Annotated in this window: 14 protein-coding genes and 1 pseudogene; 11 read left to right on the top strand and 4 right to left on the bottom strand. The window is 61.5% G+C overall.

All coding sequences use genetic code 11. The features are described from left to right. Positions 1-129: 129 nt before the first annotated feature. Together katG and WHX55_RS19295 are read left to right on the top strand one after the other, a co-directional pair. Positions 130-2,325 carry a catalase/peroxidase HPI gene (gene katG, locus WHX55_RS19300; protein WP_353741073.1) on the top strand — a complete coding sequence of 732 codons (2,196 nt, stop codon included), beginning with the start codon at positions 130-132 and terminating at the stop codon, positions 2,323-2,325. 265 nt (positions 2,326-2,590) lie between these two features. Beyond that, entirely contained in the window at positions 2,591-3,043 is a 453-nt protein-coding gene (locus tag WHX55_RS19295) for a cupin domain-containing protein (RefSeq protein WP_353741072.1), read from the top strand. Positions 3,044-3,058: 15 nt separating this feature from the next. Here WHX55_RS19295 and WHX55_RS19290 read toward each other — a convergent pair whose 3' ends face one another. Further along, a complete protein-coding gene (locus WHX55_RS19290) occupies positions 3,059-3,946 on the bottom strand; it encodes a LysR family transcriptional regulator (protein ID WP_353741071.1) in 888 nt (295 codons plus the stop codon). 227 nt (positions 3,947-4,173) lie between these two features. On the opposite strand from WHX55_RS19290, the gene WHX55_RS19285 reads away from it, so the two are divergent. The 6 genes from WHX55_RS19285 (at position 4,174) to WHX55_RS19260 (ending at position 11,131) form a co-directional block, all read left to right on the top strand. After that, positions 4,174-5,574: an MFS transporter gene (locus WHX55_RS19285; protein WP_353741070.1), complete on the top strand. Its 1,401-nt coding sequence runs from the start codon at positions 4,174-4,176 to the stop codon at positions 5,572-5,574. 157 nt (positions 5,575-5,731) lie between these two features. Then, positions 5,732-7,735 carry an aminotransferase class I/II-fold pyridoxal phosphate-dependent enzyme gene (locus WHX55_RS19280; protein ID WP_353741069.1) on the top strand — a complete coding sequence of 668 codons (2,004 nt, stop codon included), beginning with the start codon at positions 5,732-5,734 and terminating at the stop codon, positions 7,733-7,735. A 27-nt stretch (positions 7,736-7,762) separates the two neighbouring features. Beyond that, positions 7,763-8,545 (top strand): transporter substrate-binding domain-containing protein, encoded by a 783-nt coding sequence (locus tag WHX55_RS19275; protein ID WP_150752884.1) that lies wholly within the window; start codon positions 7,763-7,765, stop codon positions 8,543-8,545. Between the two features lie 151 nt (positions 8,546-8,696). Then, positions 8,697-9,410, top strand: coding sequence for an ABC transporter permease subunit (locus WHX55_RS19270; protein ID WP_353741068.1), 714 nt, complete (start codon positions 8,697-8,699; stop codon positions 9,408-9,410). Between the two features lie 18 nt (positions 9,411-9,428). Further along, positions 9,429-10,127 (top strand): ABC transporter permease subunit, encoded by a 699-nt coding sequence (locus WHX55_RS19265; protein ID WP_103397407.1) that lies wholly within the window; start codon positions 9,429-9,431, stop codon positions 10,125-10,127. After that, the gene (locus tag WHX55_RS19260) at positions 10,127-11,131 is read left to right on the top strand and encodes a DMT family transporter (protein ID WP_353741067.1); all 1,005 of its coding nucleotides are present in this window, start codon (positions 10,127-10,129) and stop codon (positions 11,129-11,131) included. The genes WHX55_RS19265 and WHX55_RS19260 overlap by 1 nt, the downstream gene beginning before the upstream one ends. Here the strand turns inward: WHX55_RS19260 and WHX55_RS19255 are convergent. After that, a pseudogene (locus WHX55_RS19255) lies at positions 11,087-11,572 on the bottom strand (TetR family transcriptional regulator C-terminal domain-containing protein); the annotation flags it as partial. The gene WHX55_RS19260 and the pseudogene WHX55_RS19255 sit on opposite strands and share 45 nt — an antisense overlap. Before the next feature lie 171 nt (positions 11,573-11,743). On the opposite strand from WHX55_RS19255, the gene WHX55_RS19250 reads away from it, so the two are divergent. After that, the gene (locus WHX55_RS19250; protein WP_353741066.1) at positions 11,744-12,760 is read left to right on the top strand and encodes a succinylglutamate desuccinylase/aspartoacylase family protein; all 1,017 of its coding nucleotides are present in this window, start codon (positions 11,744-11,746) and stop codon (positions 12,758-12,760) included. A gap of 167 nt (positions 12,761-12,927) precedes the next feature. Here WHX55_RS19250 and WHX55_RS19245 read toward each other — a convergent pair whose 3' ends face one another. Beyond that, a complete protein-coding gene (locus tag WHX55_RS19245) occupies positions 12,928-13,287 on the bottom strand; it encodes a hypothetical protein (RefSeq protein ID WP_353741065.1) in 360 nt (119 codons plus the stop codon). 588 nt (positions 13,288-13,875) lie between these two features. Between WHX55_RS19245 and WHX55_RS19240 the strand changes: the two genes are divergently transcribed. Continuing rightward, positions 13,876-14,349 (top strand): hypothetical protein, encoded by a 474-nt coding sequence (locus tag WHX55_RS19240; protein WP_353741064.1) that lies wholly within the window; start codon positions 13,876-13,878, stop codon positions 14,347-14,349. A 267-nt stretch (positions 14,350-14,616) separates the two neighbouring features. Then, positions 14,617-14,922 (top strand): TRIC cation channel family protein, encoded by a 306-nt coding sequence (locus WHX55_RS19235; RefSeq protein WP_224789153.1) that lies wholly within the window; start codon positions 14,617-14,619, stop codon positions 14,920-14,922. A gap of 326 nt (positions 14,923-15,248) precedes the next feature. Here WHX55_RS19235 and WHX55_RS19230 read toward each other — a convergent pair whose 3' ends face one another. Continuing rightward, entirely contained in the window at positions 15,249-15,869 is a 621-nt protein-coding gene (locus WHX55_RS19230) for an SCO family protein (protein ID WP_150759226.1), read from the bottom strand. Positions 15,870-15,902 lie beyond the last annotated feature (33 nt).

Below are 15,902 nucleotides of genomic sequence, written 5' to 3'. Positions count from 1 at the left end.
AGCGACTGATCACTGGGCCGTCATAGCCTTAAGGCTATGGATCCCATACCGAAAAGCTATTTCTTCAATCGGTGATCCGGATCCACGCTTAAGGATGGTTAGCTGAAAACAAAATAAAGAGGAGATGCCATGTCAACTGAATCGAAATGCCCGTTCAATAACGCCGCTGGCGGTGGCACGACGAACCGCGACTGGTGGCCGAACCAACTGAACCTGAAGATCTTGAGTCAACACTCGCCCAAGTCTGACCCGTTGGGGGGCGACTTCAACTACGCCGAAGCCTTCAAGAGCCTGGACTTCCAGGCGCTGAAAAAAGACCTGACTGCGCTGATGACCGATTCCCAGGACTGGTGGCCGGCGGACTTCGGTCACTATGGGCCTTTTTTTATCCGCATGTCCTGGCACGCCGCAGGCACCTATCGCACCGGTGACGGCCGGGGCGGCGCCGGCTCCGGCCAACAACGCTTTGCACCGCTCAACAGCTGGCCGGACAACGTCAGCCTCGACAAGGCCCGTCGGCTGCTTTGGCCAATCAAGCAAAAGTACGGCAACAAAGTCTCCTGGGCCGATCTGATCGTCCTCGCCGGCAACGTTGCACTGGAGTCCATGGGCTTCAAGACCTTTGGTTTTTCCGCTGGCCGCCCGGATGTCTGGGAGCCGGACGAAGACGTCTACTGGGGCTCGGAAAGCACGTGGCTGGGTGGCGACGTGCGTTATGGCAAAGATGCCGGGCAAGCTCCCGTAGAGCGCAATCTGGAAACCCCACTCGCAGCCGTGCAGATGGGCCTGATCTACGTAAACCCCGAAGGCCCTGAAGGCAACTCCGATCCGGTCGCCGCCGGCAAGGACATCCGTGAAACCTTTGCGCGCATGGCCATGAACGACGAGGAAACCGTCGCGCTGATCGCGGGCGGTCACGCCTTCGGCAAAACCCACGGTGCCGGTACTGTCGACCATGTCGGACCTGAGCCCGAAGGCGCCGGCCTCGAACTGCAGGGCCTGGGCTGGAAGAGCACGTTCGGTACCGGTAAAGGTGGCGACACCATCTCAAGCGGCCTGGAAGTGACCTGGACGACCACGCCAACCCAGTGGAGCAACAACTACCTGGAGAACCTGTTCGGTTACGAATGGGAACTGACCAAGAGCCCGGCGGGGGCAAACCAGTGGAAGCCGAAAAACGGCGCTGGCGCCGGCACCATTCCGGATGCCCATGATCCGTCCAGACGGCGTGATCCGACCATGCTGACCACGGACCTGTCGCTACGCTTCGACCCGATCTATGAGCCGATTTCGCGGCGCTTCCTGGCCAATCCAGACCAGTTGGCCGACGCCTTTGCCCGCGCCTGGTACAAGCTGATTCACCGTGACATGGGGCCGCTCTCACGCTACCTCGGCCCGGAAATGCCGAACGAAGAGCTGCTGTGGCAGGACCCGATCCCGGCCGTCGACCATCCACTGGTCAACGACAGCGATGTCGCCGCGCTCAAGGGCAAAATTGCGGCCTCGGGGCTGTCAGTCTCGCAGCTTGTGTCTACAGCTTGGGCGGCGGCTTCCTCTTTCCGTGGCTCCGACAAACGCGGCGGCGCCAACGGCGGGCGTCTGCGCCTGGCACCGCAGAAATCCTGGCAGGCCAACCAGCCGGAGCAACTGGCCCGCGTGCTGGCAAAACTCGAAAGCATCCAGGGCGAGTTCAACAGTGGCGGCAAGAAAATCTCCCTGGCCGACCTGATCGTGCTCGCCGGTGGCGTGGGCGTGGAACAGGCGGCGAAAAATGCCGGTCATAGCGTGACGGTGCCTTTCACGCCAGGGCGCATGGACGCCAGCCAGGAACAGACCGATGTCGACTCCTTCGGTTACCTTGAACCGATTGCCGACGGCTTCCGTAATTACCTGAAGCAACAGTACCGTGTGCCGGCGGAAAAATTGCTGATCGACAAGGCGCAACTGCTGACGCTCAGCGCGCCGGAAATGACGGTGTTGCTGGGCGGCTTGCGTGTGTTGAACACCAATGTCGGCCAGAGCAGACACGGTGTGTTCACCACGCGTCCGGAAGCCTTGACCAACGACTTCTTCACCAACCTGCTGGATATGGGCGTGGAGTGGAAGCCGGTATCGGATGCCCAGCAAGAGTATGAAGGGCGCGATCGCAAAACCGGTGCAGTGAAGTGGACGGGTACCCGGGTTGACCTGGTCTTCGGTTCCAATGCGCAGTTGCGCGCCTTGGCCGAATTCTATGCCACCGCCGATGCGCAACAGAAGTTCGTCAAGGACTTCGTTGCTGCGTGGACCAAAGTGATGAATCTGGATCGCTTCGATCTGGCGTAGTCAAAAAGCCTGAACTTGCCGCGACCCGAGTGGGATCGGATCGCGGTCACTTCTTCTTCGGCATTGACCACGATGCCAGTGGTCACAATGGCGTACCCGCTGATACGGGTTTGTATCCGCAGGTATCCGCAACGCCCTCCGTTACCCGGGCATACAAAACCGCCGTTTCCCGACACCCGGGCGATACACGACAGCCTTCAAATGGAACCACCGGCATCGCGCCACTTTCGGCGCGGCCTGGCGTGGTTCAACTGGAGGAAAGACAATGTTGCGTATCCACCCCCGTCACACCATCGGCAAGCTTGGTCTGGTTCTGGCCGCCGCCGGGCTCGCCACCCTCGCGAACTTCTCTCAAGCCCAGGAAACACAGCCAGCCCCGGCGATGAAAAGCTGGCAGCAGGGCCTGCATCGCACCGACCTGGTACGTGAAGACCTGGGCGCCGCCAACCGCGAAGTCCTGCAGGTGCTCGTGGACTTCGATCCGGGCGTGACGTCGCCTAGACATGCTCACCCCGGTGTCGAGGTGGCGCACGTGATCAGCGGCACTTTTGAGTATCAACTGGAAGGGCGCGCACCGGTAACGCTCAAGGCCGGTGACTCGTTGTACATCCCCGAAGGCGTCGCCCATGTGGCGAAGAACGTGGGCCAGGGCAAGGCCTCAGAACTGGCGACCTACATCGTGAAAAAAGGCGAGCCGCTGCTGATCCTGAAGGAGTAGGCGGGGGCCACCGGGTCATTGCGCACTGCACACCTCCCACACACAACCGCGCAGCCAGCGATGCGCCGGGTCGGCGTCCATGCGCGGGTGCCACAGCATCGAAACCGTGATGGGCGGCGTGGGGAACGGCAGGGCAAAGCAGTGCATCCCCTGGCACAGGTTGCCGACGTGCCGCTGCGGTACGCTGGCGACCAGGTCTGAAGCCCGTGCCAATGCAATCGCCGAAGAGAAACCGGCGACAATGGTGGCGATGTCCCGCTTCAGTCCCAGCTCATTCAAGGCGTCGTCCATGACGCCTTTTTCGTGGCCCCGGCGCGAGACCAGAATGTGCCGGGCGGCGGCATAACGAACCGCTGTCATCTCGCCGCGAGCCAGTGGATGGCCCTTGCGCACGACGCCCACGAACCGGTCGCGAAACAGCATCCGGGTCCGCACTTCCGGGCTGGTGGATTCGCCGATCACACCGGTTTCCAAGTCCACCGCGCCTTCGCGCAGCAGGGTGCTGTCCTTGTTCAGCTTCTGCACGAAATTCAGGCGGACACCGGGTGCCTCCTGGTGGATGCGGGCGATCAGTGGCGGTCCGAAATTTTCCACGAAGCCATCGCTGGTGCGCAGGGTGAAGGTGCGTGCCAGTTGATTGAGGTCGAGTGCCTCGGCGGGGCGCAGGACGGCTTCGGCGTCCTGCACCAGCGCGCCGACCCGTTCACGCAGTTCCAGTGCCCGGGGCGTGGGAACCAGTCCGCGACCGGCCCGCACCAGCAGCGGATCACCCGTGGTTTCGCGCAACCGCGCCAGCGCCCGGCTCATGGCCGAGGGGCTCAGGCGCAAACGCTGCGCGGCGCGGGCCACGCTGCCTTCTTCGAGCAACACATTCAGGGTGATCAGCAAGTTCAGGTCGGGCATGGAATCAATTCCTGTGGGGGCGACGGTGCGGCGATCCGACCTGCTCGCGAAGGTGGCACATTAAAAATGATGTTGTCTGACACACCGCTTTCGCGAGCAGGCTCGCTCCCACATGGGGTTTCTGTTATGTGGCGTCTAGTGCATGAATAAAGTGCAAATGCTGCGTCTTCCGCCATGTTATGGCCGGGCTTAGGCTTCGGACAACCTGTTTGCGGAGTCGCGAGAAAATGAAGTCCATATCGATCCGGGGCGCCTTGGCCAGCCTGTCGTTATCCATGCTGCTGTCGTCCCTGGGCACCAGCATTGCCAATGTTGGTTTACCGACACTGGCCGAGGCGTTTTCAGCGTCGTTCCAGGCCGTGCAGTGGGTGGTGCTCGCCTACTTGCTGAGCATCACCGCGCTGATCGTCAGCGTCGGCCGGCTCGGCGACCTCCTGGGGCGGCGGCGATTGCTGCTGATCGGCATTGCGCTGTTCACCGTCGCCTCGCTCCTGTGCGCCCTGGCGCCCAATCTGTGGCTGCTGATTGCCGCCCGTGCCTTACAGGGCGTCGGCGCGGCCACCATGATGGCGCTGACCATGGCGCTGGTGAGCGGGGCGGTGCCCAAGGAAAAAATGGGCAGCGCGATGGGCGTGCTCGGCACGATGTCGGCAATTGGCACCTCACTGGGGCCGACGCTTGGCGGCGTGTTGATTGCCCAGGTGGGCTGGCAGGGGATTTTTCTATTGAACCTACCCTTGGGTGTTTTGGCGATGGGACTGGCGTGGCGCTTCTTGCCGGTGGATCGCCACGAGATGACGTCCACTCGACCCGATTTCGACGTGCTTGGCACCCTGGTATTGGTCCTGACCCTGTTGGCTTACGCGTTGGCAATGACCTTTGGACGCGGCAGCTTCGGCCTGCTCAATACGGCGTTGCTGCTGGTCGCGGTGATTGGCTTGATGGTGTTCGTGTTCGTCGAGCAGACCGCCGCGTCGCCGCTGGTCAAACTGGTGATGTTGCGCAATCCGCTGCTGGGCGCAGGGTTCGCCATGAGCACCCTGGTGACCACGGTGGTCATGGCCACCCTGGTGGTCGGGCCGTTCTATCTGTCGGGTGCACTGGGGTTGAGTGCGGCGAGTGTCGGCCTGGTGATGTCGGCCGGCCCGCTGGTGGCGGCATTGGCCGGTGTGCCCTCCGGGCGGCTGGTCGACCGATTGGGCGCACAGCGTTCGAGCACGGTCGGGCTGATTGCCATGTTGACCGGCGCTTGCATCCTTCCCGTCGTGCCGATGAGCGTCGGCGTGCTCGGCTACCTCGCGCCGCTGGTGCTCCTCACGGCCGGTTACGCGCTGTTCCAGGCGGCGAACAATACCGCCGTGATGGCGGACATCGCGCAGGACCAACGTGGCGTGATGTCCGGTGTGCTCGGCCTGTCTCGCAACCTGGGGCTGATCACCGGCGCTTCGGTCATGGGCGCTGTGTTCGCCTTCGGCACGGCCAGCGACGATATTTTGCAGGCGCAACCTGAGGCCATCGCGCAGGGGATGCGGTTGACGTTTGCGGTTGCTGCGGGGCTGATTCTCGTGGCTCTGGTGCTGGGAGCGGTCAGCAAAATCGTTTCACGTCGCTTGATTGCGCCGTGCTGAAAAACGGCGCGACTGTCGTGAAAACGACCTGTTTGCGCTGAACGCGAAGCCTCGCGAGTTTTCTGTTGAACGAGTGTTCAGTCTGGACTATGTTGGGGGCCACCTTCCCCCGGCTGGTTGCGGGCTTGCGTTTCTTCAATTCGAACGAGGCACTGGCATGCGGTTTTCACCCTTTGTTGAACGGATCAGTGGCCAAGGCGTTGCCGCCTGGGATATCCACAACGCAGCCAACGCGGCACAGCGCAAAGGCGAGGACGTGATCATCCTCAGCGTCGGCGACCCGGATTTCCCCACCCCCGATTTCATCACCGACGCTGCCATCCACGCCCTGCGTGAAGGGGATACCCACTACACCGAAATCGCCGGCCGCCAGACCTTGCGCGAGGCCATTGCCGGCCGCTACAGCCAACTGATCGACCGCGAACTGCGGGCGTCGAACGTCATTCTCACGGCCGGTGCGCAGAACGCCTTGTTCGCCACCTCGATGTGCCTGCTCGGTGCCGGCGACGAAGTGATTGCCTTCGATCCGATGTACGTCACCTACGAAGCGACGCTCAAGGCGTCCGGCGCCACGCTGGTGCGGGTGCCCTGCGCGGCGGACTCGGGTTTCCGCCTTGATGCCGCGGTGTTGGCCAAGGCCATCACCCCGCGCACCCGGGCGATTTTCTTCTCCAATCCGAACAACCCCACCGGCGTTGTGCTGGGTCGCGAAGAGCTGCAAGCCATCGCCGAACTCGCCATCGCCCATGACTTGTGGGTGGTGGTGGACGAGGTCTACGAGAGCCTCGCCTACGAGCGTGAACACCTGAGCCTGGCGGCGTTGCCGGGCATGGCCGAGCGCTGCGTGGTGATCGGCAGCCTGTCCAAATCCCATGCCATGACCGGTTGGCGCATCGGCTGGGTCGTGGCCAATGAAGCCTTGGTCAATCATGTCGAAACCCTGGTGCTGAGCATGCTGTACGGCTTGCCCGGTTTCGTCATGGAAGCGGCGCTCAAGGCCGTGCAGTCCCACGCTGAAGTCACCCACGGCATGCGCGAGATCTATCGTCGGCGCCGCGACCTGGTGGTGTCCGGCCTGGCGGATTGCCCGGGCATCAGCGTGCTCAACCCCGATGCCGGCATGTTCGTGCTGGTGGACGTACGCGGCACCGGCCTGACCTCACTGGAGTTCGCCTGGCGCCTGCTGCGCGAGGCCGGTGTCTCGGTGCTCGATGCGGCGGCATTCGGTGAGCCGGCCCAGGGGTTTGTGCGGCTTTCGTTCACCCTCAGTGACGAGCGCCTGGCCCAGGCCTGCCAGCGCATTCGCGGCTTTGTCCAGGTACTCAATGGTGAAGCGCCGAGGCCGGTGATCGGCACGGTGACCAGCACTGCGACCGTCGAACCGGTCGCGGCCAAGACCATGATCGAGGTCGATGGCCTGCACAAACGTTTCGGCAATATCGAAGTGCTCAAGGGCGTTTCCCTGACCGCCCGCGAGGGCGACGTGATCTCCCTGATCGGTGCCAGCGGCTCGGGCAAAAGTACCTTGCTGCGCTGCATCAACATGCTCGAAGTGCCGGATCAGGGACGCATCCTGGTCGATGGCGAAAGCATTCACCTTAACCAGAATCGTCCCGGCGCACCGCTGGTGTCGGACGCCAAACAGCTTGTGCGCATAAGGTCGAGCCTGGGCATGGTGTTCCAGAACTTCAACCTCTGGCCCCATCGCACGGTGCTGGAAAACCTTATCGAAGCGCCGACCCAGGTCCTGCGTGAAAGCCGTGCGGAGGCCACTGAACGGGCCGAAGCGCTGCTCGAACGCGTCGGGCTGGCGGCCAAGCGCAACGAGTACCCGGCGTTTCTCTCCGGGGGACAGCAACAACGGGTGGCCATCGCCCGGGCCCTGGCCATGCGGCCCAAGGTCATGCTGTTCGATGAACCCACCTCGGCACTCGACCCGGAACTGGTCGGGGAAGTGCTGCGGGTGATCCGCTCCCTCGCCGAAGAAGGCCGGACCATGATCCTGGTGACCCATGAAATGGCTTTCGCACGCGATGTCTCTTCCAAAGTCGCCTTTTTGCATCAAGGGCTGATCGAGGAAACCGGTTCGCCGGACGAAGTGTTCGTACACCCACGCAGCGAGCGTTGCCGACAATTCGTCAACGCTCATCAGACTCGCTAATTCATCATAAAAAGACGGGAAAACAACATGGGAAATCGACGTTTTGCAAACTGGTTGACCGGTGCGGCCTGCGTAATGCTGGCCGGCATGAGCGCTGCTCAGGCACAGCCGATCAGGTTCGCAGTGGCAGCGGAACCCTATCCGCCGTACACCGAGAAGCAGGCCAACGGCGTGTGGAAAGGTTTTGAAGTCGACCTGATTCACAAGCTGTGCAGCGAAATGAAAGCCGAGTGCGAGATCAAGGAAGTGGCGTGGGACGGCATCATTCCGTCGCTGCTGGCGAAGAAGATCGACGTGATCTTTTCCTCGATGTCGGTGACCGAAGAACGGGAAAAACAGATCGCCTTCAGCAAGGCCTACTACGACTCGGTGATTGCCGTCGTCGGCCCGAAAGAGGCGGCGGTGAAGAAGTACCCGGATGACCTCAAGGGCAAGATCATCGGCGTGCAGAACTCGACCGTGAGCGCCAGTTACCTGAAGACCTACTACGAAAAAATTGCCGACGTTAAGTACTACGACACCCAGGACTCGGCCAACGCCGACCTGATTGCCGGGCGCATCGACCTGATGATGGCCGACGGCACCGCCATGGCCGCGTTCATCAAGACCCCGGATGCCAAGGACCTGGCCTACCTCGGCACCGTGCCTTATGACCCGATCTTCGGCAAAGGCGTGGGGGCCGGCCTGCGCAAGGACGACACCGAACTCAAGGCCAAACTGGACAAGGCCATCCAGGAGTTGCTGGCGAGCAAGGACTACGACGACCTGTCCCAGAGCTACTTCGGCACCAGCGTGAAGCCTGCGTTCTGATCCCAGGCACACAAAAAACCCTGTAGGAGCGAGCCTGCTCGCGATGGACGCAAAAGCGCCGCGGGTCATCTGAATGACCGCGTCATCGTTAACGTTTTTCGCGAGCGGGCTCGCTCCTACAGGGGACCGTGTCCTCCGACTGGAGAGTGATATGCCGGCAATGTTCGATCTGATCAATTTCACCGAGCAGGGATGGGGCAGTGCGCTGTTGAAGGGGCTCTGGATGACCCTGCAGATTTCCGCCGGGGCCTTTGTGCTCGGGCTGGCGATCGGGCTGGTGGTGGCGTGCCTCAAACTGGGCGCGCCAAAGCCGATTGCAGCGCTGATGCGCGGCTACACCACCTTGTTCCGCGCGGTTCCGGAATTGCTACTGATTCTGTTGCTGTACTACGTCGGCTCCATGCTCCTCAATTCGTTGATGACCCATCTCGGCTACGGCGCGGTTAATGTCAGCGGACCGCTGGCGGCCATCGTGGTGCTGGGGCTGGTGCAGGGCGCCTACGCCTCGGAGATTTTCCGCGCGGCGATCCAGGCGATTCCCTTCGGCCAGATCGAAGCGGCCAAGGCGTTCGGCCTCAACGGCTTCGGTCTGTTCCGCCGGGTCACGCTGCCGATCATGGCGCCTTACGCCATGGCCGGGATGGCCAACCTGTGGATCAACCTGATCAAGGACAGTGCGCTGATCAGCGTGGTCGGCACCAACGAGCTGCTGTACACCGCCAAGCAAGGCGCGGGATCGACGCGCCACTATCTGTTGTTCTACCTCACGGCCGCGGCGCTGTATTACGCGGTGACGCTGGTGTCCAACTACCTTTCGGGACGGTTGGAGCGACGCATTCGTCGCTGGATGCCTCTTGTTGACTGAACCGGCAGAGAGAATGAAATGATTCCAGCGTGGATAGTTGAATACGCGGCACTGTTGGGCCGGGGGCTGCAAACCACCCTCACGATTCTATTGATCGCCAGTGTGTTCGGGTTTGTCCTGGCGGTGCTGGTGGCGCTGGCGCGGATCTCGAAAAACAGGGTGATCGCCAAGGTCAGTCTGTTCTACACCAGCGTGACCCGCGGGACGCCGTTGCTGATCCAGATCTACATTTTCTACTACGGCCTGGGCAGCCTGTTTGCCCAGTTCCCTCTGATTCGCGGCAGCTTCCTCTGGCCGTACCTGCGCGACGGTTACTGGTACATCGTGTTCGCCCTGGTGGTGTCGGTGGGGGCTTATGTCGGCGAAGTGATTCGCGGTGGCCTGCTGGCGGTGCCCAAGGGTGAAATGGAAGCGGCCTCGGCCTTCGGCATGACGGCGCGCCAGTCCTTGCTGCGGGTACGCTTGCCCCGGGCGATGCGCCTGCTGCTGCCGACCCTGGCCGGGGAAACCGTGATGCTGCTCAAGTCCACGGCGCTGGCCTCGACCATCGCCGTGATCGATCTGCTCGGCGCCGCCAACGTGGTCCGCGCACAGACCCTGCAGGTGTACGAACCCTTGTTGCTGGTGGCCGGCGTCTACGTCTGCCTGACGTTCCTGATCGAAGCGCTGTTTGCCTTTGCCGAACGGCGCGGAACGCCCGTGCGCAGGTCGGCCTGATGAGTTCGCCACGGGTTGACCGGTCGTTGCAGGGCATTGGCCTGTGCACCCTGGGCTACGCATTCCTGTCGTTGCAGGATGCGGTCATCAAGTGGCTGGTGGCCGATTATTCGGTGGTCACCATTCTGTTCTGGCGCGCCGCCGTGGTGGTCGTGGCAGTGTTGCTGGTGGGGCGCCTGCGCCTGATCCAGCGGGCCTGGCGCTCGCCGAGCCGGCGCCTGCTGGTGGTGCGCGGCTTGCTGTCGATTGTCGCCTGGGTGCTGTACTACACGGCGGCCCGGGACCTGACCCTGGCCGAGATGACCACCCTGTATTTTTCCGCGCCGATCATGGTCACGGTGCTGGCGGCGGTGATTCTCAAGGAGCGCGCCAGCGGCTGGCAGTGGTTCAGCCTGATCATCGGTTTTGTCGGGGTGGTCATTGCCTGTCGCCCCGACAACATGACCGATCCGTTGCCGATCGTCCTGACCCTGCTGGCGGCGATGTGCTGGGCGTTTACCTATATTCAGCTGCGTCAGGTGGATGAACAGACCTCGGTGCTGGAGCAGATGCTGATCACCAACGTGGTGTTCGTGATCTGCATGGCGGTCGCCCTGCCGTGGACCCACACGCCAGCGCCGACACCCGCCTGGCTGGGCATGCTCGGTGCCGGCCTGGTGGGCGGCATCGGCCAGTTCCTGTTGTTCGCCAGTTTCCGCCGCGCCACCGCGACCTTGCTCGCGCCGTTCGAATACACCGGACTGATCTGGGCGTTTGCGCTGTCGAGCCTGGTCTGGGGCACGTTGATGGATACGTCGCTGATGATCGGTGCCGGGCTGATCGCGGTCAGCGGCACCCTGGCAATGATCTTCGGCCGGCATCCGTCACAGGACGTCGTCGGTGCTGAATGCTCCGTGACGCAGCCCCTTTATCCAGCAGCGGCAGATATGCAGTCCGTTGGCGGCGCTGAAGGTCTCGGGGTTCAGGCACCACTCGAGCCAGAGACCGTCGAGCATCGCCGATAAGCCGATGGCGGCCAGGCGCGTGTCGTGAATCACGAAGCCTTCGCTGGCGGCCAGCCCGTCGAGCAACTGGCGGATCAGATCAAGGTAGGCGCGGTAGCTTTTTTCGTGGGACTGGCTGACGTGTTCGGAGTGACGGATCAGGCTCCAGAACACCACCCACACGCCGAGCAGTTTCGGGTCCATGACCCTGGGCGAGAACGAGCCTTCGAGGAAGGCATCGATCTTTTGCGCGGGTGTCTCGGCCTGCTCGATTTCCTGGAGCAGGGCGGTGGTCAGTTCGCTGGCGAGCCGCTGGTAGGTGTCGGCGATCAGTGCCTCGATGCTGCCGAAGTGGTGGTTGAGCAACCCCACGGACACCCCGGCCTCGGTGGCAATGCGCCGTACGGAAATCCCGGCGTGACCGTCGCGACCCAGGCAGCGCAGGGTGGCGGCCACCAGCATTTCGCGACGGTCATCGGGTTCGGCGCGGCGGTTTTTCGGGGCATTGGTTGTCACAAGGCTGTCCTTGGGTGAGGTTCCACGATACCGAGCTTAGTTGAACGTCTGTTCAATCACCAGCCTCGGCAGCAGCGATACAACGTTTTTCAAGGTTCATGACGGGAGGGAAAGCCAATGCCGCAGGATATTTCGTTCAGTGTTTGCAACAACAACGGCGATGCCGTGCGGGTCGGTGCCTGGCGTTATGCAGGCGACGGCAGCGGGCCGAACGTGCACCTGCAGGCCGGTGTACATGCCGATGAAATCGCCGGGATGCTGGTCCTGCACCTGCTGATGCAACGACTGCAATCCGCCGAAACCCAGGGCCGGCTCAAAGGCAACATCACCGTGGTGCCGCAGGCCAACCCGCTGGGTATCGGGCAGTTTCGTCAGGGGCGGATCCTCGGCCGTTATCACGACGCTACCGGACATAACTTCAATCGCGCGTTCGACCAGTCGGCGGCCATGGAGCGACCTTCGACCTGCGTTCAGCAATGGCAAAAGCAACTGGTGCAACTGGCCGCCCCGGCCGATGTGATGCTCGACCTGCACACCGATGACGAGGCCTTGCCGTACCTCTACGTACACCGCAGTTTCTGGCCCCGTGGCCGCGAACTGGCGGCGGCGATGAAGATGGACGTGGCGATCATCTGGGACGACGGCGGCGATGGCTCCTTCGAGGAAACCATCATTGCCCCTTGGATACGCGACGGAGTCACAGCGGGGCGCATGGCCGCCACCCTGGAGCTGCGCGGGCAGGGCGATGTCAGCGATCGTTTCGCCGAACAGGATGCAGAAGGGCTGTACAACTGGCTGTGCGGTTGCGGTGTCATCGATGAGTCAGTGGCGCTCGCGGACTGGCCCGTCGAAGCCGTGGAAATGGGCCATATGGAAACCATCATCGCCCCGCAACCCGGGGTGTTGATCTTCGAAAAGGAGCTGGGGGATTTCGTCGAAGAAGGCCAACGCTTTGCGCGGATTCTCGGGCGGCCGGGTGATCCGTCTTCCGAAGTGGTGCTGCACGCCGAACAAGCGGGGCGCCTGGTGACGCGCTATCGCGATCGACTGATACCCCAGGGCATGGGGGTGGCGAAATTCACCGGTAGCCGGGTGTCGCGTAACTGGAGTGGCGGGTTGCTGGACCCGAACTAGTGATGGCCCAGCCAACATCAAAAACACAAAACCTGTGGCGAGGGAGCTTGCTCCCGCTGGGTCGCGTAGCGGCCCCAGCTCTTCACCTGAAAAGCAGGGCCTGCTGCGCAGTCCAGCGGGAGCAAGCCCCCTCGCCACAGGGTCAGCGTCAGCCACAGATTCAGTGATTATTCGCGCGGGTCGATTTGGTCCAGCACCCGATTCGCCGTGATCTCCGCCAACATCACACTGTTGGAAATCCCCAGCAGGGCATTGCGCGATCCTCCATCCAGGTGATCCACCAACTGGTGCACCATCACATCGACCGAGGCCAGCGTTTCGACCAGATACACCATCAGGGTTTCGGTATCGACCTCAGGGTCCACGGTAAACAAAGTGCTGGGTGTACGTGGATTGGCTTTGATGTCGGCAGTCGAGGGGAAATGGAAGGCGAGCGCGCGTTCGGCGGCCTCGTTGAGCTTGTTTGAATCGGATTCGTACGGGGATGTCGGATCGGTGTCCGGCGGGTTGGGGGTGACTTTGAACATGGCTGTCTCCGCTTCATGGTTGAAGCTGCCACGTTCGTTTCCAGACGAAGGGGTGGCAGCTGTACGCAGGCTGGAAACCCGGGGAAACGGCAACCCGGTAGACCCGAAGGTCTCCCGCGCACAGCCGCCATAACGGAGTGCACACTTAAAAGCGCGCAAGCATAGGTTATGAAGGGCGCAGTTGCGCCATTTTCATTTCGGGGTTTCCAGACCCGACCACTGATGGGCAGTGGCGCGGAAACGATAGAGACCAGAGGCAAGGCGCACAAGCCGGCGGATTCTGGCGTAACCGTAGGCAACGACGCAAGGTGTTGTGGCTTTCAGGAAATACCCTACAACCTTTTTAAACAGGTGCTCTTGCGGACATGAGCAACTGACTACCGGCTTTCGTGTATCGCTGTGTATCAGGGCGCGACATCCGCATACAGCCATACAAAACCAGCGCTTTACGGATACAGCCGGGATACACCACCGGGGCCAAATAGACCTGGCAAAGCGAGATGCACAACGTACCTCGCAACCAGGTTTATCAACCCTTGTGGTACGACCAATAGTGGTCCAGCCACGCAAATGATCCGGAGTATCAACATGTCTCGTATCCAGTCGAACAAAACCCGTATTGGCCTGATCGCTGTTGCACTGGTCGGCGGTATCAACTTCGCGTCCTCGGCGTTTTCGGCCGAAGCCTTGCCTCAGGGCTATCAGCTGGCTTCCGCGGAGAAGACCAGCGAAGGCAAGTGTGGTGAAGGCAAGTGTGGCGAAGGCAAATGCGGTGCCGAAACCGGCGCGCAAAAGACCCAGGCCGAGGGCAAGTGCGGTGAAGGCAAATGCGGCGATGCTTCTTTCGCGCGCACCGACACTGATGATGACGGCCGCGTATCGCTCAAGGAACTGCTGGCCGTGGCGCCCAAGGGCACTGAGGAATTCAAGGCGATGGACACCAACGGCGACGCTTTCCTGTCCGAGGGAGAGGTGTACAAGTTCCGCACCAACCAGTTCACCTCCAACGGCAAGAAAGTACCGACCGAGCTGTTCACCAAGTTGAGCCAGGCTAAAGACTGATCGGCCGCAAACAAAAAACCCTTCCTGTGTTGAAACGCAGGAAGGGTTTTTTTGCGCGGGCAGTACTGGTTTGGTCGTCAGGCGCGAAATGGCACTCCACTTGACCACCGATTGCATCGGATTTGACCAGCAGGGTTTGTAACCATGACCGGCAGAGAACGGCCATTTCCGGCCAGCAGTGACAGACATAAACTGGTCATCGTACCTGGCTCCGGTTCCGGAACTTTGCCCTGAGTGGGTATCTAGCGGTCAGTTATGGAAAGATTCGTGAGCGAAACAGAGGTGGCGCTTGAGCAGCTTGTCCCATACAGCACAGCAGTGATCATGGGCGTGATGAGTGGCGTTGCCGGAGGGGTGATCCGGGACGTGATGTGCAACGAGATCCCCCTGATTTTTCGGCAAGGGATTTACGCCTCCGCCTGCATCCTGGGGGCTCTGGTTTACATCGGCTTACGGCAACTGCAAGGCTCTACTGAAGTGGCTTCGATTATTGCGATGAGTACTGTGTTTGGCGTTCGCATGGCTGCCATTCGCTGGGAGTGGACGCTCCCCAGATTCCACCTATTGGACTGAGCCAGCTCAGTTAACAGAGCAACACCCGCAACAATAAAAAGAGTGATGTTGATTCATTGCTGTCCTCCCTTGTTTAGGCCGCCTTGTGCGGCCATTTTATTTCTTAACAGATCAGAAGCCCCGGCAGCCCGGCACCATGGGTAGACATCAGAAGCTTTCACTTGCAGCGCGATGGCAGCCCTGGAAGCCAGCAATTCCCTCAACCGCTCCAATCAGGTGTCACCACGCCTAGTCGAGAAACAGCGGTCCGGCGCCTGAAGCAATCAGAGGCGTCGATGGAACAGTTGCATGTATGGGACGTAGATTTCCTGTGGCAGGCAGGTTGCCTAAGCCGCCGTATGTACGACGGATCTGTCCACATGATTAATAGTGGCCAGGATCTGCTCTGGTTCTGCCAGCGCGGGCGCCAGGGTCCAGCGCTCGTAGGTGTCGTTGCCGATGCGCACTACGCCTGAGTGGTTCGCTTTATTGGCGTCGATCAATGGGTTGATATCGTAGAAGCCGAGGCTAAAGCGCAGTTCCTCGATGTCGTCGGGCTCACCGGTCAAGAACAACCAGCCCGGCCCGATGTGATGCCTCTCGACGTATTCCTTCAGGATCTGCGGCGTGTCCAACTCGGGCTGCAAGGTGATCGAATACATGAAGACGTCGCGGCCCACGCGCTCGCCCAGCATCTTCTGCACGAGCCGCAGGTTCGCCGTCGCGGCCGGGCAGGTCCCTGTGCATGAGGCATACATCATGTTGATTGCGACCACTTTGCCGCGAATCAGGTCATCGTAGAACCTGACCGCCTTGCCTTCGTGGGTATAGAGCGGCGTGTTCGGGAAGTAGCTGCCGTCCGCAGACCTGCTACGAGGGCGTTGCGGCTTAGCCGTGTCCCCCTGCCAGGCGATCACTCCGAGCGCGGCGATGCCCATGCCGGCCAATAGATTTCTGCGTGTGTTCATGTGAATCCCTCCACCCTCATAAGTGTTGTTGTC

It is taken from the genome of Pseudomonas fluorescens (assembly GCF_040448305.1).
Classification (GTDB): domain Bacteria; phylum Pseudomonadota; class Gammaproteobacteria; order Pseudomonadales; family Pseudomonadaceae; genus Aquipseudomonas; species Aquipseudomonas fluorescens_BH.
Note: the sequence above shows the minus strand (reverse complement) of the source record. Positions and strands in the feature narration are given on the sequence as shown.